This is a genomic window from Agrobacterium sp. 10MFCol1.1 (assembly GCF_000381165.1).
Classification (GTDB): Bacteria; Pseudomonadota; Alphaproteobacteria; order Rhizobiales; family Rhizobiaceae; genus Agrobacterium; species Agrobacterium tumefaciens.
The window spans coordinates 114,980-137,463 of the sequence record NZ_KB906083.1 but is presented as its reverse complement, the minus strand read 5'-3'; the positions used below and the strand labels follow the sequence as shown (position 1 = coordinate 137,463).

The 22,484-nt window shown below is 58.4% G+C and carries 21 protein-coding genes; 7 read left to right on the top strand and 14 right to left on the bottom strand.

The window, feature by feature from the left end:
* Window positions 1-136: 136 nt before the first annotated feature.
* Entirely contained in the window at window positions 137-940 is an 804-nt protein-coding gene (locus tag F617_RS0124120; RefSeq protein ID WP_019567032.1) for a hypothetical protein, read from the bottom strand.
* Window positions 941-1,079: 139 nt separating this feature from the next.
* On the opposite strand from F617_RS0124120, the gene F617_RS0124115 reads away from it, so the two are divergent.
* Entirely contained in the window at window positions 1,080-2,147 is a 1,068-nt protein-coding gene (locus F617_RS0124115) for a linear amide C-N hydrolase (RefSeq protein ID WP_019567031.1), read from the top strand.
* A 92-nt stretch (window positions 2,148-2,239) separates the two neighbouring features.
* On the opposite strand, the gene F617_RS0124110 is transcribed toward F617_RS0124115, so the two are convergent.
* Complete coding sequence (locus F617_RS0124110) at window positions 2,240-2,767, bottom strand: dihydrofolate reductase family protein (protein ID WP_019567030.1); 528 nt, start codon at window positions 2,765-2,767, stop codon at window positions 2,240-2,242.
* Window positions 2,768-2,813: 46 nt separating this feature from the next.
* On the opposite strand from F617_RS0124110, the gene F617_RS0124105 reads away from it, so the two are divergent.
* The 4 genes from F617_RS0124105 (at window position 2,814) to F617_RS0124090 (ending at window position 5,160) form a co-directional block, all read left to right on the top strand.
* Complete coding sequence (locus F617_RS0124105; protein ID WP_019567029.1) at window positions 2,814-3,383, top strand: TetR/AcrR family transcriptional regulator; 570 nt, start codon at window positions 2,814-2,816, stop codon at window positions 3,381-3,383.
* 164 nt (window positions 3,384-3,547) lie between these two features.
* Window positions 3,548-4,147, top strand: coding sequence for a superoxide dismutase (locus F617_RS0124100; protein ID WP_019567028.1), 600 nt, complete (start codon window positions 3,548-3,550; stop codon window positions 4,145-4,147).
* A gap of 102 nt (window positions 4,148-4,249) precedes the next feature.
* Window positions 4,250-4,585, top strand: coding sequence for a ferredoxin FdxA (gene fdxA, locus F617_RS0124095; RefSeq protein ID WP_019567027.1), 336 nt, complete (start codon window positions 4,250-4,252; stop codon window positions 4,583-4,585).
* 11 nt (window positions 4,586-4,596) lie between these two features.
* Window positions 4,597-5,160: a flavin reductase family protein gene (locus F617_RS0124090; protein WP_019567026.1), complete on the top strand. Its 564-nt coding sequence runs from the start codon at window positions 4,597-4,599 to the stop codon at window positions 5,158-5,160.
* 185 nt (window positions 5,161-5,345) lie between these two features.
* Here F617_RS0124090 and F617_RS0124085 read toward each other — a convergent pair whose 3' ends face one another.
* The 4 genes from F617_RS0124085 to F617_RS0124070 all read right to left on the bottom strand — a co-directional run bounded on the left by F617_RS0124085 (window position 5,346) and on the right by F617_RS0124070 (window position 10,279).
* Window positions 5,346-6,302 (bottom strand): hypothetical protein, encoded by a 957-nt coding sequence (locus F617_RS0124085; RefSeq protein ID WP_019567025.1) that lies wholly within the window; start codon window positions 6,300-6,302, stop codon window positions 5,346-5,348.
* A 99-nt stretch (window positions 6,303-6,401) separates the two neighbouring features.
* Window positions 6,402-8,087: an iron ABC transporter permease gene (locus tag F617_RS0124080; protein WP_019567024.1), complete on the bottom strand. Its 1,686-nt coding sequence runs from the start codon at window positions 8,085-8,087 to the stop codon at window positions 6,402-6,404.
* Window positions 8,084-9,169, bottom strand: coding sequence for an ABC transporter ATP-binding protein (locus F617_RS0124075; RefSeq protein WP_004431090.1), 1,086 nt, complete (start codon window positions 9,167-9,169; stop codon window positions 8,084-8,086). The genes F617_RS0124080 and F617_RS0124075 overlap by 4 nt, the downstream gene beginning before the upstream one ends.
* Window positions 9,170-9,286: 117 nt before the next feature.
* Window positions 9,287-10,279, bottom strand: coding sequence for an ABC transporter substrate-binding protein (locus F617_RS0124070; RefSeq protein WP_013762397.1), 993 nt, complete (start codon window positions 10,277-10,279; stop codon window positions 9,287-9,289).
* A 294-nt stretch (window positions 10,280-10,573) separates the two neighbouring features.
* Here F617_RS0124070 and F617_RS0124065 point away from each other — a divergent pair, with 294 nt between their 5' ends.
* Window positions 10,574-11,707: an ROK family transcriptional regulator gene (locus F617_RS0124065; RefSeq protein ID WP_004431088.1), complete on the top strand. Its 1,134-nt coding sequence runs from the start codon at window positions 10,574-10,576 to the stop codon at window positions 11,705-11,707.
* Between the two features lie 91 nt (window positions 11,708-11,798).
* On the opposite strand, the gene F617_RS0124060 is transcribed toward F617_RS0124065, so the two are convergent.
* From F617_RS0124060 to F617_RS0124030, 6 genes are all read right to left on the bottom strand, one after another.
* Entirely contained in the window at window positions 11,799-12,593 is a 795-nt protein-coding gene (locus F617_RS0124060) for an inositol monophosphatase family protein (RefSeq protein WP_019567023.1), read from the bottom strand.
* A complete protein-coding gene (locus tag F617_RS0124055) occupies window positions 12,581-13,477 on the bottom strand; it encodes a glycerophosphodiester phosphodiesterase family protein (RefSeq protein WP_019567022.1) in 897 nt (298 codons plus the stop codon). The genes F617_RS0124060 and F617_RS0124055 overlap by 13 nt, the downstream gene beginning before the upstream one ends.
* Window positions 13,478-13,524: 47 nt before the next feature.
* Window positions 13,525-14,388, bottom strand: a complete 864-nt coding sequence (locus F617_RS0124050) for an ABC transporter permease (protein WP_019567021.1) — start codon at window positions 14,386-14,388, stop codon at window positions 13,525-13,527.
* On the bottom strand, window positions 14,388-15,242 hold the full coding sequence (locus F617_RS0124045; protein ID WP_019567020.1) for an ABC transporter permease: 855 nt from the start codon (window positions 15,240-15,242) through the stop codon (window positions 14,388-14,390). The genes F617_RS0124050 and F617_RS0124045 overlap by 1 nt, the downstream gene beginning before the upstream one ends.
* Window positions 15,242-16,282 carry an ABC transporter ATP-binding protein gene (locus F617_RS0124040; protein ID WP_019567019.1) on the bottom strand — a complete coding sequence of 347 codons (1,041 nt, stop codon included), beginning with the start codon at window positions 16,280-16,282 and terminating at the stop codon, window positions 15,242-15,244. Before F617_RS0124040 ends, F617_RS0124045 begins: the two co-directional genes overlap by 1 nt.
* Before the next feature lie 85 nt (window positions 16,283-16,367).
* Window positions 16,368-17,597 (bottom strand): extracellular solute-binding protein, encoded by a 1,230-nt coding sequence (locus F617_RS0124030; protein ID WP_019567018.1) that lies wholly within the window; start codon window positions 17,595-17,597, stop codon window positions 16,368-16,370.
* A gap of 145 nt (window positions 17,598-17,742) precedes the next feature.
* Here F617_RS0124030 and F617_RS0124025 point away from each other — a divergent pair, with 145 nt between their 5' ends.
* Entirely contained in the window at window positions 17,743-18,891 is a 1,149-nt protein-coding gene (locus tag F617_RS0124025; RefSeq protein WP_025594999.1) for an ROK family transcriptional regulator, read from the top strand.
* 57 nt (window positions 18,892-18,948) lie between these two features.
* On the opposite strand, the gene F617_RS0124020 is transcribed toward F617_RS0124025, so the two are convergent.
* Together F617_RS0124020 and F617_RS0124010 are read right to left on the bottom strand one after the other, a co-directional pair.
* Window positions 18,949-20,931 (bottom strand): phosphatase PAP2 family protein, encoded by a 1,983-nt coding sequence (locus tag F617_RS0124020; protein WP_019567016.1) that lies wholly within the window; start codon window positions 20,929-20,931, stop codon window positions 18,949-18,951.
* A gap of 231 nt (window positions 20,932-21,162) precedes the next feature.
* On the bottom strand, window positions 21,163-22,443 hold the full coding sequence (locus tag F617_RS0124010; protein ID WP_004431072.1) for an ABC transporter substrate-binding protein: 1,281 nt from the start codon (window positions 22,441-22,443) through the stop codon (window positions 21,163-21,165).
* Between the last annotated feature and the right edge of the window lie 41 nt (window positions 22,444-22,484).

Sequence of the window (22,484 nt, the reverse complement as noted above, 5' to 3'; positions counted from 1 at the left end):
TCGAGTCAAATAACAACCAGAAGTTACTGCAATGCGCATCTCTCTGCAAGACCGAGATGAAGACCAAAGTTAAGGAGAAACTAAAATTGTTTCTGGGATGGGTGTGAAAAGGCGATGAGACTCGCGACAACAGTGACTAGAACCGGTACGTCAACCCGACAACCGGTCCACTCAGCCGTGAATCGAAGACATAACCGTCGCGCGAGTAATCAACGTCGAGCACCTTATAGCCTGCCGAGACCGACAATGTGTCGGTAAAGATGTAGTTCACCGTCGCGAGTGCTGACCAGGTGAGATCGGAACCCGCGCCGAAACCGCCGATATCCACCTGCCCCTGAACGGACAGCTTGTCCGTGAGGCTGAAAAATGCGCGCGCGCCGATGACGGGATCCACCCAGCCGAAACTCTCCCTATGACTGGCGGAAACGCTGCCGATCAGTGGGTGGCTGGCAGCAACCGCAACGTCATTGGAAATACGCCAGAAGCGCCCGCCGGCAAGCGCGTCGAGAGAAAATCCGTCCGCGTCGATAAGACGATAACCCGCCTGCAGTGTTGCCATGAATTCCTGTGTGTCGACAGTCGCATCAATGGCGGCACCGGCCGGCAAGGTTGGCAAACCTGGAATTTGCAGCGCAGGCAGCGGACCGGCTGCCTTGCTGTCGGTGGTATCGACATACATTAAATCGCCGGAAAGAACGAAACGGTCGTAACGTCCCCAGATGTTGAGAAACCCACCGAAATTGAGATCATCCATGACATCTGAAAAGGATTTCTCCACATGGAGGGTCGGGGCACGTTGGAACGGCGACACGTTGCCATTCAAGCCGGTCGCCCAGAGATAACCCGTCGCCTGAAATGCCCAGTCTGGTGCCACATCAACCGGCGCGGGTGTGGCAACAACGTCGTCCGCAGCTGTGGCCGCGGTTGCGGAAAAAGCCATAAGGACCGAAAAAATTGGTAATTTTAGCAATGCCTTCCCCCCGACAATCGTCCGCAGCTAAGCCTATTTGACTTCCGGCAACAAGTCCGATTTTCTATCATACGCTGTATCTTGTGCCGCGAACACCGGAGGCTTTTCCATGCACCTGAAGACCTTGCCGATTTTTTCCGCCTGCACCGCCGCGATGTTGTCTGTCGCCACACTGACGACATCTGTGGCCGAAGCCTGCACGCGCTTCGTCTATCTGGGCGAAAATGATCAGGTGATGACGGCCCGGTCGATGGATTGGAAGACGGATGTCGGAACCAACATCTGGGTATTCCCGCGCGGCATGGAACGCTCCGGCGAGGCCGGGCCGAATTCGGTCAAATGGACCTCGAAATACGGCAGCGTCATTGCTTCAGGTTACGATATTTCGACGACAGACGGCATGAATGAGGCAGGCCTTGCTGCAAATGTTCTCTGGCTGGTCGAGTCGAGCTATCCCGCTTATGACGGGAAATCGCCGGGCCTCTCCATCGCCGCCTGGGCGCAATATGCGCTCGATAATTTCGCAACGGTGGACGAGGCCGTCAGCGCGCTCGAGAAGAACCCTTTCACCATTGTCACCGACAATGTTCCCGGCGAAGAACGTCTGGCGACCTTACACCTTTCCCTTTCGGATGCGACCGGTGACAGTGCGATCATCGAATATATTGACGGCAAGCAGGTCATCCACCACGGTCGTCAATATCAGGTCATGACCAATTCGCCGACCTTCGATCACCAGCTGGCGCTCAACGAATATTGGAAGCAGATCGGCGGCACCGTCATGCTGCCGGGCACCAATCGCGCCGCGGACCGGTTCGCCCGGGCTTCATTCTACGCCAATGCCATCCCCAAGAGCGAAAATCCGGTCGAGGCGATAGCCAGCGTCTTTAGCGTCATCCGCAATGTTTCCGTTCCCTACGGTATCACCACGCCGGACCAGCCGAATATTTCCTCTACCCGCTGGCGCACGGTGATAGACCACAAGCGCAAGCTCTATTTCTTCGAATCCGCATTGACGCCGAACATCTTCTGGATCGACATGACAAAACTCGACCTTTCGAAAGAGACGGGTAAGGTCAAGAAACTCGACCTGGGCCCCAATCAGATGCAGATTTATTCGGGGATGGCGAATGAGAGCTTGAAGGAAACCAAGCCTTTTAAGTTTCTCGGGCTTTGAGGGCGGAAACCGCCCAGTTAGGCCGGGAGCAGCTGGCACGGTCTGTATCGACCATTCCTCGCCACCTCACTAACATCATGAACCCGAGAGCATCACGAGAAGCGGTAGTGCAATCGAACGCAGCCCTTTTCGATTGCCGTTGCGCTCACGAGAGTGGGACTGGCCCGATGCCCGGTGAGCGGAAAAAGGGGCTCACCTGAGCCAAGGATTTCCGGGATGACATAAATCTCGATCTCATCCAGTGCATCACGCTCCAGAAAGGCCATCTGCAGCTTTCCGCCGCCCAGCATCCAGACATCGCCATCATCGAGTGCGCGCAATTCCTCGATCAACGAGCCCACATCGCTGCGCGCCTCCAAAGGTCCCTTGGGGCCCTCGATCGGCCTTGAGGTGACGACGATAACGCGTTGATCTCCGTAAGCCCAGGGCGCCTGTTCACCGGCGATGAAATCATAGGTCGCCCGCCCCATGACCACCGTTCGAATTCCTTTCAGGAAAAGGCGATAATCGTGTTCGCCGAGGTCCATATCATCATATTTGTAGAGCCAGTCCAAGGAGCCGTCTCCAGAAACGATCCGCCCGTCCAGACTCGCCGCGATATATCCGCGAATGACCGCCATATTATCCTCCTTGATTTATAAATGAATATACGTTTATATATATGTCATGCCAAGACACAAGTCGATTTCAGATGGTCAGGTGCTGGATGTCCTGCTGCCCCTCATGTTGCAGACAGGCCCCGACGGGCTGACTTTTGCCTCAGCCGCAAAGGCCTGCGGCCTATCTGCGGCAACCCTGGTGCAGCGTTACGGCAAGCGCGAAGACCTTGTCGAAACCGTGCTTCTGCGCGCCTGGGACAAGCTGCAGGCGGAAACGGAAACAGCCGATGAGGAGGAACCATTGACGCCGCAGGGCGCCATATCCCTTCTCATGCGCCTCATGCCCCCCGAAGCCGCAGAACAAAACGCCAGTGACGGGTTGCTGCTGCTAAGAGAAGACATTCGCAATCCACAGCTGCGCGCGAGAGGAGCACTCTGGGGACACACCCTCGCCCAGGCGCTTGGCTGCCGCCTTACCCACGACAAGGCTAGAGAGGAACGGCTTGGCTGGCAGATGGCCGCCTTGTGGCAAGGCGCACATACATGGTGGGCATTCGTCCGCGGGGAAGATGCGAACTCGGCAATTCGCAGGGCACTCGAAGAATGGGTCGCCGCGGTGAACGTCGACGAGCGATAATCCGCGCCATCGTGGCGCATGTTTCATAAGCCCGCCAGTTCGTGGATTTATCCCCCGAAAAACCGCTTGACCTCAACTGTGATTGAGGTCCTAGTCGTATTGTCACCTTGTTGTCGCAAGGCTTTTTCCATGCTCTTGAGCAAACAGTGACAAAGGAATACCCCATGGCTTTCCAGCTTCCCGACCTCCCCTATGCCCATGATGCGCTCGCCCCTTCTGGCATGTCCGAGGAGACGCTGAAGTTCCATCATGATCTGCATCACAAGGCCTATGTCGATAATCTCAACAAGGCGATATCAGGCACCGAATGGGAAAACAGCAGCCTCGAGGAGATCGTGCGCGCCACCTATGAAAAAGGTGCGGTCGCGCAGTCCGGCATCTTCAACAATGCCTCCCAGCACTGGAACCACAGTCTCTTCTGGGAAATCATGGGGCCACAAAAACATGCGATTCCCAAGGTGCTGGAAGATGCGCTGACGCAGTCTTTCGGCTCGGTGGCGCTGTTCAAGCAGAATTTTGCCCTCGCTGGCGCTTCGCAATTCGGCTCGGGCTGGGCGTGGCTGGTGGCGGATACCGATGACACACTGAAGATCACCCGCACGGAAAACGGCGTTAACCCGCTGTGCTTCGGCCAGAAGGCGATTCTCGGCTGCGACGTGTGGGAACACAGCTATTACATCGATTTCCGCAACAAGCGTCCGGCCTATATTGAGAACTTCCTCGACAATCTGGTGAACTGGCAGGCAGTGGCCGCCCGCCTCTGATTTGAGCCCCACCGAGCCGACCGGTCCCGCTGCCCTGGGGGCGACCGGGCCAGGCGCAGCCGGACAGCCGCCGCCCGGCTGCAACTCCATGCGAGCATCCCCATGTCCTATGTCGTCACCGAAAACTGTATCGCCTGCAAATACATGGACTGCGTGGAAGTCTGCCCGGTCGAATGTTTTTATGCAGGCGAGAATATGCTCGTCATTCACCCGGATCAATGTATTGATTGCGGCATCTGCGAGCGCGAATGTCCGGCCGCGGCAATCCGGCCGGATACCGAGGCGGGTCTGCATGTCTGGCTTGACCTCAACCGCCACTATTCCGGCATCTGGCCGCGCGTGCACCAGAAAAGAACGCCGCCTGATGATGCCGACATCATGAATGGTGCTGCGGCCAAGTTTTCCATTTTTTCGAAGAACCCCGGAGCGGGCGGTTAGCCCGGCACTGCATGTCTCATAATTTCATGCTGATCGATGGTGGTGTGGTCAATCACGCGCATGTCCCGCTGAAAGCACCCTCCTCTCCGACAATCTCGCCGCGTGAATTCAAGGACGCTATGGCGAGCCTCGTCTTCACCGTGGCCGTGGCCACGGCCTCCCATGCGGGCGAGCGGATCGGACGTACGATCACGTCCTTCATGCCGCTCAGCGCCGAACCGCCGCTTCTAATGATCTCCATCGATGCCAGCAGCCGTATGGTCGATCTTGTCGCAGCAAGCCGGCGCTTTTCAGTCACGACGCTGTCCAGAGGGCAGGAGGAGATCGCCGATGTGTTCGCCGGAAAAGGAAACCTGCCGGACCGGTTTTCCGTCGGCCACTGGGATGTCTGGCCGTCGGGAAGCTCAAGGCTTGCTGAGGCGCTGCTCTCGATGGATTGCGAACTCGTTGGCTCCATTGATGCCGCCGACCACATCCTGTTTGTTGGATCGATCATCGAAGCGAGCTTCGATCCGCTGCGCAAACCCTTGCTCTGGAGTGAACGCAACTATTTAGGTACGGAGGTAAGCCGTTAGCTAAACCATAGACTTACCTTCCCATGATCTCATGTGCGCAGCGTCTTTCTTCGCCTTCAAGGGCAAGGCCTTTCGAATTGGGGGCGATAGCGGACGACAAACACTGCCTACGCGCAGTGGAATTTTCGCGGTTGTTACTTCGAAAGACGGACAGCTTCGAAATACTTTTCGGCGCGGATATCTCTTCACCGCGCCTTCATGCACACCACGGTCCTGTCGTCGCTGAATTCGCTCGATGTTGACCCCTTCACCGACGGGTACTCGTTGATCTTGTGAAAATCTGCCGTCTCGACGCGGGCAAATTCCGCTTCCCAGTCAGCGACATCGGTTCCAGCCGGCAGAGACAGATAACCGTCGGAAAAGATTTCAAGGCTCACAAGCGTGTCCTTGGCGATGCTAAGATCGACCGTCCCCTCTTCTATGACCGTTCCGCCATTGACCGAGGCGTATCCCAGTACGTGTCCCTGCCTGTTTGCGAATTGCGGCTGGACGCGAATTCCTCCCATCAGGAATTCCTCGACCGCTTCGATATCGCTCTCAAGACCGCTCATGCGGGCTGCGGCAATGACAACATTCTCCGCCTCCTGCGCAGTCATGATGCCGTTTTCGACAGCGGAACGCAGGCCGGAAAAGATGGTCGCGCGCGTGCGTGCCTCGGCTGCATCACCATCCCCCATAACGGCAAAAAGCTGCTTGAAGACAAGGATGCGCGCCGATGTACTTACCTTGTCTATAAGCTTTGCATGCTGCAACAACCGGGAGCCGTTGATACGCACACCGGAATCGCCAGCCAGAAGCAGGCGGAAACTGTCCCCCAGGTCGGCAACGATTGCCAGGGTTGTCGACGGCGGATGGCTGGCATTGATGCGCTCGGCCTCCTGCTTCAAGATATCGCTGATGTTCTGAAAAAGCTTGGGCGCGGCTATTGTTTCCAGCGTGCCATCTAGGCCCATTTTCGCCACGGCATTTGCGGCAGCAAGTGCTGCGATACGGCCCGAGCTCAAGCCGCCGTAACTTGCACCGGTCGGGTCGGTCGCACCGTCAAAAACGGCCAGAACCCTTCCCGGTATGATCAGCGCCACATCGTCCCCGGGCGTCGCGGCGTTCTTATATTTCGATTGCGAAAAGCTCGCGATATTCATCGTCGTGTATTCCTTGCAGAGGGAGGCTGGGCAGAGGGAGGCTGGCGGCGACACGTATGTCGCCGCTCCTGCTGGCTTTTGGTGAGGGCTGGTATGGTTTCAGACGAAAGAGGCTTCTTTGTCTTCCGAGAGGCGGAACACGATGAAGACGCAAAGTCCGGTGCTGACCAGAAGGACGGTTGAAAGCGCCGCAGCCGTGCCAAACTCGCCGTCAATCACCTGAACATAGATGAGAACCGGCATGGTGATCGTTCGTGCCGTGTAGAGGATCAGCGTCGAGGACAGCTCGTTGATAGCCGTTATGAAGCTCATCAGCGAACCAATGATGAGACCGGGCAGCATCAGCGGCACCGTCACCGACACGAAGGTCTTTGCCGGCGAAGCCCCGAGATTGACCGCAGCCTCCTCGATGGACGGCTTGATCTGCCTGAGGATCGATGTCGTGGAGCGGACGCCGTAGGGCAGCCGGCGGATAAACACCAGGACGATGATGATGAGCGCCGTCCCAGTGATATCGAAGGGTGGATAGCGGAACGTCGTGACGTAGCCGATCGCCATGACAACGCCGGGAATGAGGTAAGGCACCATCAGCAGAAGATCGAGCGAGCCGGAGACCGCATTGTCGCGTCGCACCACGATGAAGGACAGCAGGCCGGAAACGATCGCAATCAGTACCACGGCAGCCAGTGCAAACGTGAAACTGTTGGCAATCGCCTGCGGTGAATCACGAAGGATACGGGCATAGCTGTCCAACCCGAAGCCGCCGGTAAAGACGGGACCGCTGGTTGCGAGGAACGAGGTGTAGATGACCGTGAGCGATGGCAGCATGGCGATGAAGACGACCAGATAGCAGAAGCCGTGCACGATGAACGACTTCAACGGGCGCATGGACTGCTTTACCGGCTTGTTGGTCAATGAACTGGCGTAACGGCGCTTGGCAAGAATGTGCCGCTGTAACAGAAGTGCCGCCATCGAAATTGCAATCATCACCATGGAAATCGTCACCGCCATGGTCGGCGTACCGGCCATTTCGGAGGTGTATTGCGCATAGGCGATGGTCGAAAGCGTTCTGATGCCCTTGCCGAGGATTGCCGGCGTTCCGAAGTCGGCGATGGACAGCACGAAGCAGATGATCGCGCCGGTGCTGACTGCCGGAAAGACCAGCGGCAAGGTGATCTTGCGGAAACGCTCGAACGCCGTGCAGCCGAGATTTTCCGCCGCGTCCTCATAGGACTTGTTGATGGTGTTCAGCGCGTTCTCCGTCATCAGGAAGATGTAGGGAAAGAACTTCAGACTGAAGACCATCACGATGCCCGGGATCCCGTAGATCGTCGGCAATGAAATGCCGGCGAAGGACAAGAGATTGGTGACCGCGCCGTTGGCACCGAACAGCATAATCCAGGCATAAGCACCAATGAACGGCGGTGCGCACAGAACCAGAACCGCGAAGGTGGCAATGAAAGTGCGCCCCTTTATGCGATAACGGGAGGTGCAAAAAGCAAGCGGAATACCGAGAAGGCAGGCGCCCAGCATGCCCAGCACGCCGATCAGAAGCGTATTCCAGAGTGCGACGGTGTAAAAACGTCGCGTGAACACTTCCGCATAGTTGCTGAGACCGAACGCACCGGTTTTGGCATCAAAGAAACTGATGAAGAAGACGCTGAAAATTGGCAGGATCAGGAATATCGCCAGCAGGATGACGGCAAATACCGTCACGCTTGTCCAAAAACCTGGCAGTCGCAGGCGGAAACCGCCGGGAGTTGCAGTCGCAATCATATCCGTCATGACAGGCGCTCCCCGGTTACGCCCTCGCCGAACAGCTTCGCATCGGCCGCGCGCCAGGAGAAAGTGGTCTTCTGGTTGGGCTGCAGTGCAATGATCTCAGGCGATGGCTTGGTGATCGCCTCGATTTCCTCGCCCGACGAGAGAACGGCTGCAACGTTCATCTCACGCCCCGTGAAGCTGACCAGTCTTATGGTCACGGGCAGTTCGATGCGCTCGTCACCATCGATCGCGGCAGGACCGACAGAAATCGCCTCCGGGCGGATGGCGGCGACGATCTTCCGTTGCGGGGAAATCGCATCCGCCTGCGGCAATGCGACCTTGTGGCCGGAAATGGATGTCTGCCCGCCTGCACGGTCAAGTGTCAGGAAGTTGTTTGCGCCCACGAACGACGCGACGAAGCGGTTGGCGGGATTGTTGTAGACTTCCCAGGGAGGTGCAGCCTGCTGAATGACGCCGCCATACATGACGCAAACCAGATCGGACATGGCAAGCGCCTCTTCCTGATCATGCGTGACATAGACGGTGGTGATGTTCATGGCTTGCTGGATTTCACGGAGTTCCCGGCGCAGGTCCACGCGAAGTTTGGCGTCGAGGTTGGACAGCGGCTCGTCCATCAACAGCACTTTCGGGTTGATGACGAGTGCGCGTGCCAGACCTACACGCTGCTGCTGGCCGCCGGAGAGTTCGTGAGGCATACGCTTGGCATAGGGAGCGAGCTGCACGACATCGAGAATCTTGCCGACCCGTTCGCGGATCTCGGCTGAAGACGCCTTGCGCTGTTTCAGACCGAAGGCAATGTTGTCAAATACCGAAATATGCGGAAACACCGCATAATCCTGAAAGACCATGCCGACATCGCGCTTGTGGGCGGGCACATGTTCGATCGCCTGTCTTTCGATGCTGATGCTGCCGCTATCCTGCTGGTGAAAACCGGCAATCGTGCGCAAGAGGGTCGTCTTGCCACAACCGCTGGGTCCAAGAAGCGTAAAAAACGATCCAGAGGGAATGGAGATGTTGATGTCGGAGAGGGCAACGACATCCCGGTAACTTTTCTTGATGCTGGTAATTTCTACGGCGGCCATGTGCTGCTCCATGACATATCCTGCGCGGCACGCGACCACGGTGGACGGAACGAAAATGCTGTTGTGAAAGAGGTAAGCAGGGGACGGCTGCCTGACGCACCGCCCCCGGCAATGTTCTTACTGGACGTCGAGCAGGATCTCGTTCCACTTTTCCATCAGACGCGAGCGGTTGTCCGCAGCCCACTTGAAGTCGTACTTTGCATCCGGAACATCGGACAGCGGAACGAGCGCAGAATTGGCAGGAACATCGGTTCTGACAGAGCGACGACCGGCTTTCACCACGACTTCCTGCGCTTCCTTGGAGACGATGAAATCGATGAAGGCCTTGCCGTTTTCGGCGTTCGGCGCACCCTTGACGAGCGCCATGCCGTCAGGCGCGATTGCCGTGCCTTCTTTCGGATAAACGATCTCTACCGGGGCGCTGCCAAGCTTGTAGCGCAGGGCGGCGTCTTCGAGCGTGATACCTACCGCCTGCTCGCCATCATTGACGAAACGCGGAACAGCGCCTGAAGAGGTAGAAAGAACGGAGTTGCCGAGAATGCCGGTATAGACCTCCCAGCCCTTCTCTTCACTATCGAAATCCTGCAAAACCGTCGCCATCTGGATATAGGCGGAGCCGGACTGATCGGCACGGGCCGAGGAAATCAGACCCTTATATTCAGGCTTGGCAAGATCGGCCCAGGATGTCGGAACCGGCGCGCCTTTCAGCGCTTCCTTGTTGACGATGAAGGCCGTAACGACTGCGGTAAAAGGAACCCAGTTGGTGCTCGGCGAAAAGGCAGGGTTGATCGATGCTGCCTCGACAGGCTTGTAAGGTTCGAAGAGGTCGGCGGAAAAGTCGATGACGGTGCCATCAACACTCCAGATCACGTCGCCAGCCGCCTTGCCGCTTTCCGCCTTGATGCGGTTCATCAGCTCGCCGGACCCGGCTTTGACAAGCTCGACCTTGGTGCCGGTCTTCTTTTCAAACATCGGCAGCAACTCATCCATGAGCTGCTGCGGCGCTGCCGAATAGACCACGACGGTACCTTCCGCATGGGCGAAAGCCGCACTGGCAAGGAAAGTTGCGCCAGCAACAAGGCGCGCGAAAATAGTGCATGATTGACGCATAAAGGGTGCTCCGTTTTTTTGTTCCCTGACTGGCAAGGCAGTACGACATAATTTCTTATTGATTTTGCGTGTCGCTACCCGCCGTCTGTTATTTATTTTCTTTACGTAAATTAATTAGTCAAGCTGCAATTTATCTTGAATACAAAAATCCAATATCCGCCTGAAAAAACTCAATATTTGAAGACAGCCGCGCTTAATCTGCGAACCTGAAAAGTCAGGACGTTCCGGAAAACAAGGTGCACAGCCCCTGAAATTGCGCTAATCATCCGACTTAACTTCTCGTGGGAGACCTGGTTGATCGACCTCGGCTACAATGAACGGCGTCTGCTCGAAATCCTGCGCGGCAAGGGAGGCATGTCGCGCATCGAACTGGCGCGCGAGATGGATGTTTCCGCACCGACCCTCACCCGCCTGACGGCCAATCTTCTGGAATCCGGCCTGATCCTGGAAGCCGAGGAAGCGCGCAGTGACGGCAAACGGGGGAAGCCATCCACTGCCATCGAGATAAATCCGAACGGACTTTTCACGCTCGGGGTCTATTTCAACCCGGACGATCTGCGTGTCTGCCTGGCCGATCTCAACGGCACGATCAGGCAGGAAATCAGGTCCGAGCTTGAGGGACACAGTTTCGAGCATATCATGGAGATGGCCGAGACGGCCGCCCGACAGGTGGTTGAAAAGGCAAAGATCAAAAAGAAGGATGTGCTTGGCTGCGGCATCAGCTTTCCAGGCCACTTCAAACGTGACCGAGGCCATGTCTTTCGCATCAAGCAATTCGAGAGCTGGCGCGACATCGACGTGGACAAGGACTTCCAGCCCTATTTCGATTTCCCGGTCTTTCACGAAAATGACGGCAATACCGTCATCCTCTCGGAGCTGTATTACGGAGCGGGTCGAAGCATCCGCAATTTTGCGATGATCTGGCTGACATACGGCATAGGCGGCGCCGTTGTGGTTCAGCGCCATCTCTATCGCGGCACGAACGGCAATGCCGGCGAGTTTGGCGGCCTGTTTCCCAAATCCCATCCACGTCCCTCTGGACAGGACCTTTGCGACACGCTGGCCGCCCACGGAGTGGGCATCCGGCGTTTGAAGGATATTGATGAAAGCTATTGCGACCACCCCGCCGTGGTTGCCTGGCTGGAAAGGGCGACCGACCAGCTTCGTCTGCTGGCGCTGACGGTTGCCCGAACGATGGATCCCGGCGCCATCATATTTGGCGGATCGCTACCCGACTGGGTTCTTGAACACATCGTGCAGCGCATCGGCTCGCTGGAAATGCTCGGCGAAGACTTTTTCGTCGAGCCACCTGAAATACGCAAATCGATGATGAGCGACCTGCCCCATCTCGGTGCCGCCAGCATACCGATCTACCGCGCCACAACGCCCAGCTATTATTCCGGCCGGGCGCTGAAGGGTTGGGCATAACCACCAGTCGTCAGAGGCTTTTCGGTCCGATAGCCATTGGTTGGCGCCGGGTGTCTGGATCTCTCACCCGGCACCGGTTTTTATGGGAATTTCAGGCAAGTTCGGCCGGGACCAATTCAGCGATCTCAGGCCAGAGCGTTTCCGTCACGGCCATCAATTCAGGCGTTGCGGCGGCAACCCAGGGAATGCCGGTTTCGCCGCGCGTTCCAATCCGAACGTCAAGACCCGCCTCCCGTGCCAGGACAACGCCACCGGCGATGTCCCACATGGTCGTCAGTTTTTGCAGATGGCCATCGAAGATGCCGCGCGCTGCAAAAACCAGTGAAATCGAGGTCGAACGGATGGATTCCACCACCCAGCCGGCATGCCTCAAGCCGACATTGAGCGCCGCCACCTCCGCAGCATCGGCAGACGCGCTGTCACCGAGCGACATCACCTGCACTTCCTTAAATGGAACATCGCGCGCAAGCGGCTTGCCGTTCAGCAGCAACCCTGTTCCTTCGGCAGCCGAATAGATCTCCTGGAAGACTGGCATGGCGACGACCCCGATTTCCGGGACGCCGTTGCGCACGAAGCCCAGCGAGATGCCCCAGAGTGGCGAGCCGCGAAGGAAGTTTGCGGTGCCGTCGATGGGATCGATGATCCAATAGGCGTCATCTGCGATCCCGCCCATCTCCTCGCCGAGAACGGTTTCACCCGGAAATGCCGCCGCCAGCCGGTCGCGCACCAGCCTTTCAACCGCGGTATCCGCTTCCGAGACGAAGTCCTGAAAACCCTTGGTGCGGGTGGCGATGCTGCCGCGCGCTTCGAAAAAGCGAAGGGCAAGCCCCATCGCCTCCTCTATGATGCCGGCTGCACGCTCGAGGCGCTGGTTCATCGTGTCCATGACCTGCCCGTCTCGCCTGCATTAGCCTTAAGCCAGCCCGTGAAGGCCTCGACTTCATCCGTCTGGATTGCACCGACGCCGACCTGCGCCAGTGCGCCCCACACACCTTCTGCATCGGAAAGTGCGCGCGTGTCGTTGAGATCGAGGCAATGGGAAACGTCGAGCGTGTTAATCCAGAGGCGGATATTCTGACGCTCCATTTCGGCGCGGCCTTCGACCAGATCAGCGATATCGGTAAATTTTACCTCTATCATCGGCGCGCGCAACGCTTCGATGCGGCGCAGATCCTCGGCAAACTTGCCCTTTCTCACCGGAAACATCGGCATATGCGGGATTTTGCCGAACCAGTCGGTATCCAGCACATCGAAATGCTCGGCTTCAGGATCGATATCGGTTTTCACCAGAACCTGATCTGCGACGCCGAGGCGCAGTACGGTTTCCATGACCTGAGGCAGGTCACGGGTGAACTTGGTATCGATATTGACGGTGATTTTGCCACGCGCCTCTTCCAGCAATTCTTCCAGCGTCGGTACGCATTCCTCCGTCACATCGGCTGCATCGCCGCCAGCACCTGCCTTCAGCCGTGCGGAACGGACGACATCAAAGGCCAGTTCGCTCACTGTCCCCCGCGCCGTCGTCGTGCGGTCGAGCGTCTCGTCGTGAATGACGACCAGCCGGCCATCGGCTGTCGCCTGCGTGTCGATCTCGATCATCTCCACCCCGGCAGCGACCGCTGCGCGAACCGAAGCCAGCGAATTTTCAGCGGTCGCGGTCCAGAAACCACGATGGGCGATGGTGAGGATCGCGGGATTGTCGCGCGAGCAGAGGGCGAGAACGTTGCACGGGCTGGAGACTTTTCGTTGGGCTGCAAGGGCTTGAGGCATTTTTTTCACTTTCGGATGTTGCGTTTACCGGAGTTGGGTTGCCCGGATCAGATTTTCCCCATGCCCGCCGCCATCAGGTCGTCACGCAGAATGCGGCCGGCGATGATGAAAACGACGAGTGCGGGAAGAAGCAGGATGAAGGAGACGATGGAGGCGAGCGGGATCTGCATCGAATAGGGGTCGAGATACATGTAGAGCTTGATCGGCAGCGTCTGCACGACAGGCGCACCGACGATGAAGGACTTGTCGAATTCCTCGAAGCTACCGATGAAGGACATCAGGCCACCGGCCAGAAGGCCGGGCACCGCAAGCGGCAGGATGATGTGGATGACAATGCCGGCCGTTCCCGCGCCGAGCGAACGGGCGGCATGGATCAGGTCGTCGGGAATGGTTTCGAGCGTCGCCGTCATTAGCCGTATCATCAGCGGCAGCGTGCCGACGATCTGCACAAGGATGACCCCGGTGACCGAATAAGCGAGACCGAAAAGAAGAAACACCTGACCGATGCCAACAGCGACGACCAGCCCCGGAATGATGATGGGGGCCAGAATGAAGATCTCCACCAGCCGTTTCAGCCGGAAGGGAAAACGGGCCATGGCCCACGCGGTGGGCAGGGCGATAGCGGCCGTCGAGAAAGTCACGACGATGGCGATGAGGATGCTGTTGACGGCGGCCTGGATGAGGCTTGCATCGCCAAGAATGCTCGCCCAGCGCGTGGTGGTGTAATCCTTCGGCACCACCAGAGGCGGCGTCCATCCATCGGCAATGCTCCACAGGAACATCAGCGCCAGAGGCACGGCGATAGCGAGCGCCAGCGCGGTAAAGAGCCCGATGGAGACGAAAATCCGGTCGTCCGGCGTGAAGGTGCGGCGACGAGTCATGGTGACGGGATCGAGGGCAATGGCGCTCATTATGCGTCTCCTCGGGTTTGGCCGGGGCCGATGCGGGATGTCAGGGAGTAATACAGAAGCAGGACGGAGACCGCGAAGAGGCTCAGCACCATGCCCATGGCATAGACCTGATTGAACCGCCCCTGATTAAACTCCGTGACCATGAGAACCGAAAGCGGCCGGGCAGTGGGCGGACCGACAATATCGGGAATGGCGTAGGAGCCCATGGAGCCGATGAAGGTAAGAAGGATGGCGGCGGTGATGCCGGGCATGGCAAGCGGAACTTCGACGAACAGAAAGGTCTTCAGCCGCGAGGCGCCGAGCGTGCGCGACGCGTAACGGATGTCCTCCGGAATGGCGGCAAAGGCACTGGTGATGATCAGCGTCATGAAGGGTATCTGCTTCCAGACACTGGCGAGAATGACGCCAATGCCCCAGTCGTCACGCACGAGTTTGGGCAATTCAAGCCCGAGCGGCGCGACCAGCCGGTCGAGAAAACCGCCCCTTTCGAAAACGACGATCACCATCAGGCCGACGATGATGCCCGGCACCGCCATCGGGAGCTTGTAAAGGCCGCTGAACAGCTTGCGGCCGAGAAAGCTCTTGCGGATCAGAAGCGCCAGCGGCACCGAAGCCGCAAGCGACACCATCACCGGCACGACACCGTAATAGATGGACGTCGTCAGGCCGCGGATCATCGACGGACGTGTGAAGATCCGCTCGTAGAACATCAGCGTGAAGCTGCCATCGTCCTGCCTGAAGCTGCCGATCAGTGCCGAAAGCAGCGGACCGCCGAAGAAGATCAGCAAATAACCCACCCCCGGCGCAAGCAGGACCAGCAGCTGGGCGCGCCTGTCGCGAAGCACCCCGCGCATCACGCCGCCTCCCCTGCCTGCCCGTCATCGAGCAGATGCACCGATCCGGGAAAACGCAAGGCGACCCTGCGTCCCGCATCGATAAGATATTCCGCACCGGACTGGCTGATCTTGATCTGGTGGCTGCCGATTTCGACCGTATAAAGCGCATTGGCGCCCATGAAGGAAACGGCAGAGACCGTGCCGGCACCCGCCTCGTCGGCGCTGATGTGGATGTTTTCCGGGCGAACCGAAATCTGTGCGGAGCCGGCAGCAGTCGCATCCAGCGTTACGGACTGCTCCCAGGGCAATTGCGCCTGCCTACCCTCAGCCAAAACCGGCAAAAGGTTGGTCTGCCCCAGAAAACCGGCAGTAAAGGCGTGTTTGGGCGCACGGTAAAGTTCGAGCGGCGTTCCCACTTCGACGACGCGGCCGGCATTCATCACCACGATCCGGTCCGACATCGCCATGGCCTCGGCCTGATCATGCGTCACATAAAGGCTGGTCGCGCCGATCCGGCGGTGAAGTTCAGTCAGTTCATGGCGCAGCGTGTCCCGGAGCTTGGCGTCGAGGTTCGAGAGCGGCTCATCGAACAGCAACAGACTTGGCTGCATGACAATGGCGCGCGCCAGCGCAACGCGCTGCTGCTGCCCGCCGGACAATTGCCGCGGCATGCGGTCCACCAGGCCGGCAAGATTACAGATTTCAAGCGCATGGGCGATGCGGCGCGCGCGCTCGTCCTTCGGGACCTTCTTCATCTTCAGGCCGAAGCCAAGGTTTTTGGCAACCGACATATGCGGGAAAAGCGCATAGGACTGGAATACCATGGCGATGTCGCGCGCTTCCGGCGGCGCCTGATCGATACGCTTGCCGCCCAGCCGGATTTCGCCTCCCGAAGGCTGGCTGATGCCGGTGAGGATGCGCAAAAGCGTGGACTTGCCGCAGCCCGAGGGGCCGAGAATGGTGACGAATTCGCCCCGCTCGACAGTGATCGACACGGGATGAAGCGCCCGGCTCAAACCGTAATCCTTGCTGATATTGCTGATCTCGAGTTCACTCATGGCGAGGCTCCCTCATGGTTTCGACCAAGGCTCCCGGACCGTTCGGCGGTTTCCAGCCCCACGGTCCGGTCGATCCGGGAAGGTGTTACTGGTTGAGCACTTTTTCATCGAGCGCTTCGGCAAGGGCCGTCGACATGTCCCAGAACGCCGGAACCGACAGGCGCGGATAAACGCTTTGCGGCAGAACATGCTCCTGTACGGCTTTGGGCATCAGGTCGTTGGTGACATCCGCCCGCGGAGAGCGCGAAGCCTTGTTCTCCAGCTTCCAGAGCTGGAACTCCTTGCTCATCGCCATATCGATGAGAAGGAGCGCGGACGCGACGTTCTTGGCATTTGCCGGCACGAAAATGGCATCGCCCGAGCCGACCTGGCCTTTTTCCAGCAGCGTGACGCGGAAGCTTTCCGGCAGCTGCTTGGTGCCGAGGAAGCTCATGACCTGGTCTTCCCAGACGGTGCCCATGTAGAGCTGCTGGTTGTTGATCAGGTTGAGCGTGTCGGCGTTGCCGTTTGTCAGTTCAGCCACGGCAAGAAGACGACGGTAATAATCCCAGACCGGCGTAAGGCACTCGGACGTCATTGCCCAGTCTTCGGCCTGCTGCAGCGTCTGATTATAGTCGGTAAGCTGCTTGCGGCAGTCGCCGATGAGATAATTGAGCGCCACCGAATAGATGAAGCCGCCGCCGGAGCCGCCCTTGGCTGGCAGGGTGACGCCAAGGCGCTTCGGGTTCTTTTCAGCCCAGACGAGAAGATCGTCGAAGCTCTTCGGCACGTCTTCGGCTTTCACGAAGGCGGAATCGTAACCGAGGGCGGTCTGGTTGAGATGCACCAGAGGGAAACTGCCGCCATGCGCCTTGCCGAAAACGGTCTCGGCCAGTTCCGGATTGTAATTGGCCATGTTGGGCAAGATCTTCGTCAGCGGAATATTGCCGACGACGCCCTTGGAAGACAAAAGCGGATAGCCGCCGCCGCCAGCGAAATAGGCGTCGACGGGTGAATCCTGCCCAGCCGCCTGCACGGCGATGAGCTGCTGGTTCGCCTGATCACCCTTTACGTCGCTATAGGTGACCTTGATGCCATATTTGGCCTCGAACCGGGTGATCAGTTCTTTCCACGTATCCGCGAAACTGCCGGCGAAATTGTACATCGTCACCGTGCCTTCCGCTTTGGCAGCGGGAACGACGATGTCATAGAAATTTTCGCGCGTGACCTTCGACAGATCGAAGTCGAGGTTCTTCATGTTGGTATCCGCCGCAAGGCAAGGCGCTACCGTCGTCGCCAGCGCAAGCGCGGCGATCGCAATAAATTTCATGCTCATTGAATGGTTCCTCCTGGGGATCCGTTATTGACCGGCTTCTTATTACTACACTCTAAGTGTATTATTTATGACAGTCCAGTGAAAAATGCCGTCCCCGGCGCGCGGCCCGAGTTGCGAAGGCCTTGTGCAGCCGCTATCCAAGGCCATGACAACAGATAAGACACCGCGCCAGACCTTCGACCGCCAGCCGCTTGCCAGCGAGAATGAGCGCCTCATTCTCGATATAGTGCGCCGCCACGGCCCCATTGCCCGTGCAACAATCACCGGTCACACAAACCTGACGCAGCAATCCGTGCATCGGTTGATCGAAGGCCTGCTGGAACGCGGCCTTTTGCGTACCGGCGCACCGCTTAAAGGAACGCGTGGCCAGCCGAGCCCGACCATTGAACTGGTGCCTGAGGCGGCCTATTCGCTCGGAATTTCCATCAACACTGACTCCGTGGTGATCTGCATCGCCGATTTCCGCTGCATGGTGGTTGTCGAAGAAAAATTGCGGATGCTTCCCAGCGATCGCGAAATGACGCTTGCCGCATTGTCGCTCGCTCTGGAACGGTTGCTGGCGGACCACGGCATCCCGCGCGAACGCCTGCTCGGCCTCGGCTTTTCAATGTCGGGATTTTTCGTGTCGGAAGATCGGGCATTCAACGCGCCGGAACCATTGCGCGACTGGTCGCTGATGGACCTGAAACCGATCCTTGAAGAGAAATTCAGTCTGCCGGTCTGGCTGGAAAACAACGCAACCACCGGCGCGATCGGCGAAAGCCTTCGCGGCGTGGGACTGTGGTGCCAGACCTTCGCCTATCTATCCTTCAACTATGGCTTCGGCGGCGGCCTCATTCTGGGAGGTCAGCCTTTCTACGGTTTTCACGGCAATGCCGGTGAATTCAGCGGCATCTTCAACCCGGATGAAGCCGACAGGCGGCCGGCGCTGCAATATCTGATCGCGACGCTGCAGAAACACGGGAGCGAGATAGATTCGATCGAAGCGCTCTATCAGCATTTTGACCCTGCCTGGCCGGGCGTCGAGGAATGGCTTGAGCGGACCATGCCGCAGGTGGACCGGCTGGTGGCGAGCCTGATTGCGGTTCTTGATCCACAGGCGATCGTCTTTGGTGGACAATTGCCGCGCGCACTCGGCCGGATGATGATCGAACGTGTACACATGCCCTCGCAACGCGAACACCGTTACGGCATCGGCCCGCAGGAAGCAAAACTGGTGCTCAGCGAGACAGAAGGCGATTCCTCGGCACTCGGCGCCACATTGCTGCCGCTCAGGATCCGTTATTTCCTGTAACCAGGGTCGGCCGGGCGCGGCGATTAAACCGCGCCCGCGAAACCTTGGCCTCGCAGCCTATTCGACCACCACGCACAGCGACGAGCCGGTATAAACCGGCCGCACCTTCACATTGCCCGCGTCGATCGCAGCGAAGGTGCCAGTCAGGCCGTCTGCGGCGATGACGTTGAAGCGCTTGCCGGCAGCGGGTGCGGCGCCATCGAAGGCGAGCCGCAGGGTTGCGCCATCAAGCGTCGCGTTGCCCTTGACCCGCAGCGGAGCCTTTTGCGGATCAAGCGCCAGGGTGCCGCCCGTCTGGGCATAATCGCCGCCAATGACGATGTCACTTTCGCCGTTCAGCAAAAGCGTTCCGCCGGAGACAAGCACGCCGCCTGTACCAAGCGCATTGGCGGAGGATGCCACAAGCGTTCCGTCCTGCAAGACGGTGCCGCCGCTATAGCTGTTGGCGCCGGTGAGCGTGAGCGCGCCACTGCCGGATTTGACGAGACGCCCTGCCCCGGCAATATCGTTCGTCCAGCGGTCAGCCGCATTGAACCCGCCGGCTGCAGCATCCATCGTCACGTCGACATCGCCGTTAAAGGCACCATAACCGGCAGCGGCGGCCACCAGATTGATCCGGCCCCAGCCATTGCTGTCGTCAAGCAGCGGATAACCGGCCTCGATACCAGTGGAGAACAAGACGGCGCGGCGTTGCGCGGCATCGAGATAAGGCAGGCGTGTCTCCAGCAGAACCTCGGCACCCTTCGGCACCACCATGGGCGCATCGCCAACGGTTTTGTCGCGGCTGAAGGACATGGTCATACGCCGGCGATAATCAGCCTCGTTGGTCGCCGCATCGGCAAAAGGGTCTACATCCGGTTTCGCGCTATGGGCAAAGTCGATCAGGGACTGTCCCGCTGGTAAGCGTTTGGCAAAATAGGCCTGCAATTCATCATGCGCGGCCTTCTTGAGATCGGCGTTTTTCGGATCCTGCAGAATAGCGGCGGCTATAGCGGTGGCCGTAATGCGGCCGCCGATCACGTCGACTGGGGAATGCATCCCTGCAACGATACGGCTTTCGCCAAGCTCGGAAGCGGCAGTCAGCAATTCGGAAAACCGCTCCGGCAAAACGTAAGCATAAGTGATGGCGGCGAGATAGGCGGCATTGGTGTGACCGCTCGGAAAGCCGCCATCCTTGCCGCGTCCACGGTTCTCGCGCGCATATTTGAGCGCGGGCACAATGACGCCGGGATCGGTTTCGTAAGTTTCAAACTTGCGGTCGCCGATGGTCTCGGTGCCTGTCTCTATCACCTCGCCCTTGGCATTCATGCGCCATGGGCGCGGCGTGGAATAGAAATATTTCGCTGGCGACGTCGTGCCTTCCGGGCCACGCATTACCTTCATGAGGGCCACGACATCCTTCAGCTCGGAATCGGCCGCTCCAGCCTCGGTGCCCTTGTCCTCTTCCTTGCGCGTGATGACCTCGTTCGGATCGAAATCCGCCAGGGTGTGGTTGATGGTCGTCGTCGCGCCCGCGCCTTCGCGATACCACGGAGCAAGCGGCCCCATGCCGTCGATCATGCTGTAACCCTGCGAGCGGCGGTCTTTCATATAGGCGTTCAAGGCCGCGGCGGGGGTGCGGTTCTCACCGGTTACGGAAAGCACGTAACGCATGTTTTCCTGCCACACAGCGGGATTGACGGCCTTTACATGGCTGAAATCACTCGGACCGTCGCCATTGGCGCCGCCATCCGCCCATTCTTCATCGCCCAGCGTCCAGATGCGATTAAAACCCGAGAGGATTTCGATGACGGGATTGTCGCGGTCGTCATAGGCACGGACGTCTTCGCCCTTGGCATTCTTGCCAGTCTGGTTGCGATAGGTGTCGGAAAGCGGCAGCGGATATCTTGCTGCGGGTTCGGGTACCGTAATGGCATAACCCCGACCTGCGGGTTGAGTGCGCTCGAATGCCTGTGCGTTCGGGACAAGAACCAGCAATGCGACGGAGGCAAGCAAGGCCGACCGCACGAACGGAAAAGACGACATCTTCAGTTTAGCCATGACGAATCCTATGATTTCAGCGGATGACGCGTGACGAAGCGCGCACGCAGCTTCCGGCGCGCCTCGCCGTCAGCTTTTATGCCGGGCGTATTGCAGTTTTTTTTCGACTTGCTGATTAAGTCAGATCGCATATGCCACAACAGCCGGCGAACAAGCGGCGAAGTATGCCCGGAGCATAACTCCGGGCAGATCGAGAGCATCGTTATTTCGTGATGAAAGAACGGGCGCTCATCATTTCTTGACCGCAACGGCCTCATTGATCTTGGCGACATCGTCTTCCAGAACCTTGTAGGTCTGGTCGAGCGTCAGTTCGCCGACGATGAGCTGGCTCATGCGCTGGACGATCTGCTGATACATGGCAGTGCCACCCTTGGCGTGCTCGAATTCGCGGGCGGCCTGCGGCACATTCTTCTTGTTGTCCAGGAAGACCTTCATCGCCGCCTTGGCGTTTTCGCTTTTCAGCTTGTATTGCGGATCGACGATTTCGGCGCCCGTCAGGATCACGTAATTTTCGGCGATTTCCCGCTGCACCTTTTCAGAGCCGAGGAATTCGACGAAATGGGCGACATCTTCGGGATATTTGGTGCGCTTGAAGCCGACAATCGCCGTGCCGCCGGGCATGGCATAGCAACCGGCATCGCCGCAGGGGGCGTTGATCGCGGTCCATTCGAAGCTGTCACCGATCTTGTTCTGGAATGGATTGACCATCCAGTTGCCGGCCAGATAGGTCACGACATTGCCGTTGACGAATTCATCACCCATGTTCTTGTATTGCGAGCCACCCGCAGCACCCCACATTTCCTTTGGGAAGCTGCCGTTCTGCGTCCATGAATAGATGTCGGAGATGTATTTTTTCGCCGCGTCGTCGGGGAAGCTGAACTTGCCGTCCTTCACATAGGTCGCACCATAAGCGAAGGCGCCGCCGGAGAAGCGGTGGCCGGAGCGGTCCATGGTGAAGGGAATCTGCACGCCGGTCGACTTGGCAACGCGCGCGGACGCCTCGACGATCTCGCTCAATTTCGCTGTCGGCCCGGGCAAGGGTTCACCAGCCTGCTCGAACAGCGTCTTGTTGACGAAGGGCAGGTTCAGCGTCTGCGAGGCCATGTAACCGTTGATCGACTGCGGATCGTTGACACCGGGCAGGCGAAGCTGGGCAAGACTGGAGCCGTGCAGCTTCGCAAAGCCATCCGCATCCTTCATGTAGGGGCGCATGTCGAGATAGTAGGAAGCGAGCTGCCAGTCGGTGATCTTGGCAACATCCGGCCCCTCGCCCACCGCAAGCTGTACCGGCAGCTGCTTGGAAACGGCATCATAACCGGAGGACACGAAGTTGATCTTCACGCCCGGATTGGCCGCCTCGAACTCCTTGCTGAGTTCAGACATGCGCTGCACATAACCCTGGTCGTCATCCGTAAAAAGGAACGTGATCGTTCTTGTCTCGGCCTCTGCGACCGAAAGGCCGGCGATAGAGGCCAATACGAGGGCGCTGACGCCCGAAAACAGTTTCAGCATGCTCATCCTCCCAATGAAAAACTTTTCACAAATCGAATTGA

Bases quoted from the DNA above. Each gene is read 5' to 3' on its own strand.
- fdxA (WP_019567027.1), top strand. From the start codon at position 4,250: ATGTCCTATGTCGTCACCGAAAACTGTATCGCCTGCAAATACATGGAC.
- F617_RS0124115 (WP_019567031.1), top strand. From the start codon at position 1,080: ATGCACCTGAAGACCTTGCCGATTTTTTCCGCCTGCACCGCCGCGATG.
- F617_RS0124075 (WP_004431090.1), bottom strand. From the start codon at position 9,169: ATGGCCGCCGTAGAAATTACCAGCATCAAGAAAAGTTACCGGGATGTC.
- F617_RS0124060 (WP_019567023.1), bottom strand. From the start codon at position 12,593: ATGGACACGATGAACCAGCGCCTCGAGCGTGCAGCCGGCATCATAGAG.
- F617_RS0124025 (WP_025594999.1), top strand. From the start codon at position 17,743: ATGACAACAGATAAGACACCGCGCCAGACCTTCGACCGCCAGCCGCTT.
- F617_RS0124070 (WP_013762397.1), bottom strand. From the start codon at position 10,279: ATGCGTCAATCATGCACTATTTTCGCGCGCCTTGTTGCTGGCGCAACT.
- F617_RS0124045 (WP_019567020.1), bottom strand. From the start codon at position 15,242: ATGCGCGGGGTGCTTCGCGACAGGCGCGCCCAGCTGCTGGTCCTGCTT.
- F617_RS0124110 (WP_019567030.1), bottom strand. From the start codon at position 2,767: ATGGCGGTCATTCGCGGATATATCGCGGCGAGTCTGGACGGGCGGATC.
- F617_RS0124120 (WP_019567032.1), bottom strand. From the start codon at position 940: ATGGCTTTTTCCGCAACCGCGGCCACAGCTGCGGACGACGTTGTTGCC.
- F617_RS0124105 (WP_019567029.1), top strand. From the start codon at position 2,814: ATGCCAAGACACAAGTCGATTTCAGATGGTCAGGTGCTGGATGTCCTG.
- F617_RS0124030 (WP_019567018.1), bottom strand. From the start codon at position 17,597: ATGAGCATGAAATTTATTGCGATCGCCGCGCTTGCGCTGGCGACGACG.
- F617_RS0124010 (WP_004431072.1), bottom strand. From the start codon at position 22,443: ATGCTGAAACTGTTTTCGGGCGTCAGCGCCCTCGTATTGGCCTCTATC.
- F617_RS0124090 (WP_019567026.1), top strand. From the start codon at position 4,597: ATGTCTCATAATTTCATGCTGATCGATGGTGGTGTGGTCAATCACGCG.
- F617_RS0124055 (WP_019567022.1), bottom strand. From the start codon at position 13,477: ATGCCTCAAGCCCTTGCAGCCCAACGAAAAGTCTCCAGCCCGTGCAAC.
- F617_RS0124080 (WP_019567024.1), bottom strand. From the start codon at position 8,087: ATGACGGATATGATTGCGACTGCAACTCCCGGCGGTTTCCGCCTGCGA.
- F617_RS0124050 (WP_019567021.1), bottom strand. From the start codon at position 14,388: ATGAGCGCCATTGCCCTCGATCCCGTCACCATGACTCGTCGCCGCACC.
- F617_RS0124100 (WP_019567028.1), top strand. From the start codon at position 3,548: ATGGCTTTCCAGCTTCCCGACCTCCCCTATGCCCATGATGCGCTCGCC.
- F617_RS0124085 (WP_019567025.1), bottom strand. From the start codon at position 6,302: ATGAATATCGCGAGCTTTTCGCAATCGAAATATAAGAACGCCGCGACG.
- F617_RS0124040 (WP_019567019.1), bottom strand. From the start codon at position 16,282: ATGAGTGAACTCGAGATCAGCAATATCAGCAAGGATTACGGTTTGAGC.
- F617_RS0124020 (WP_019567016.1), bottom strand. From the start codon at position 20,931: ATGGCTAAACTGAAGATGTCGTCTTTTCCGTTCGTGCGGTCGGCCTTG.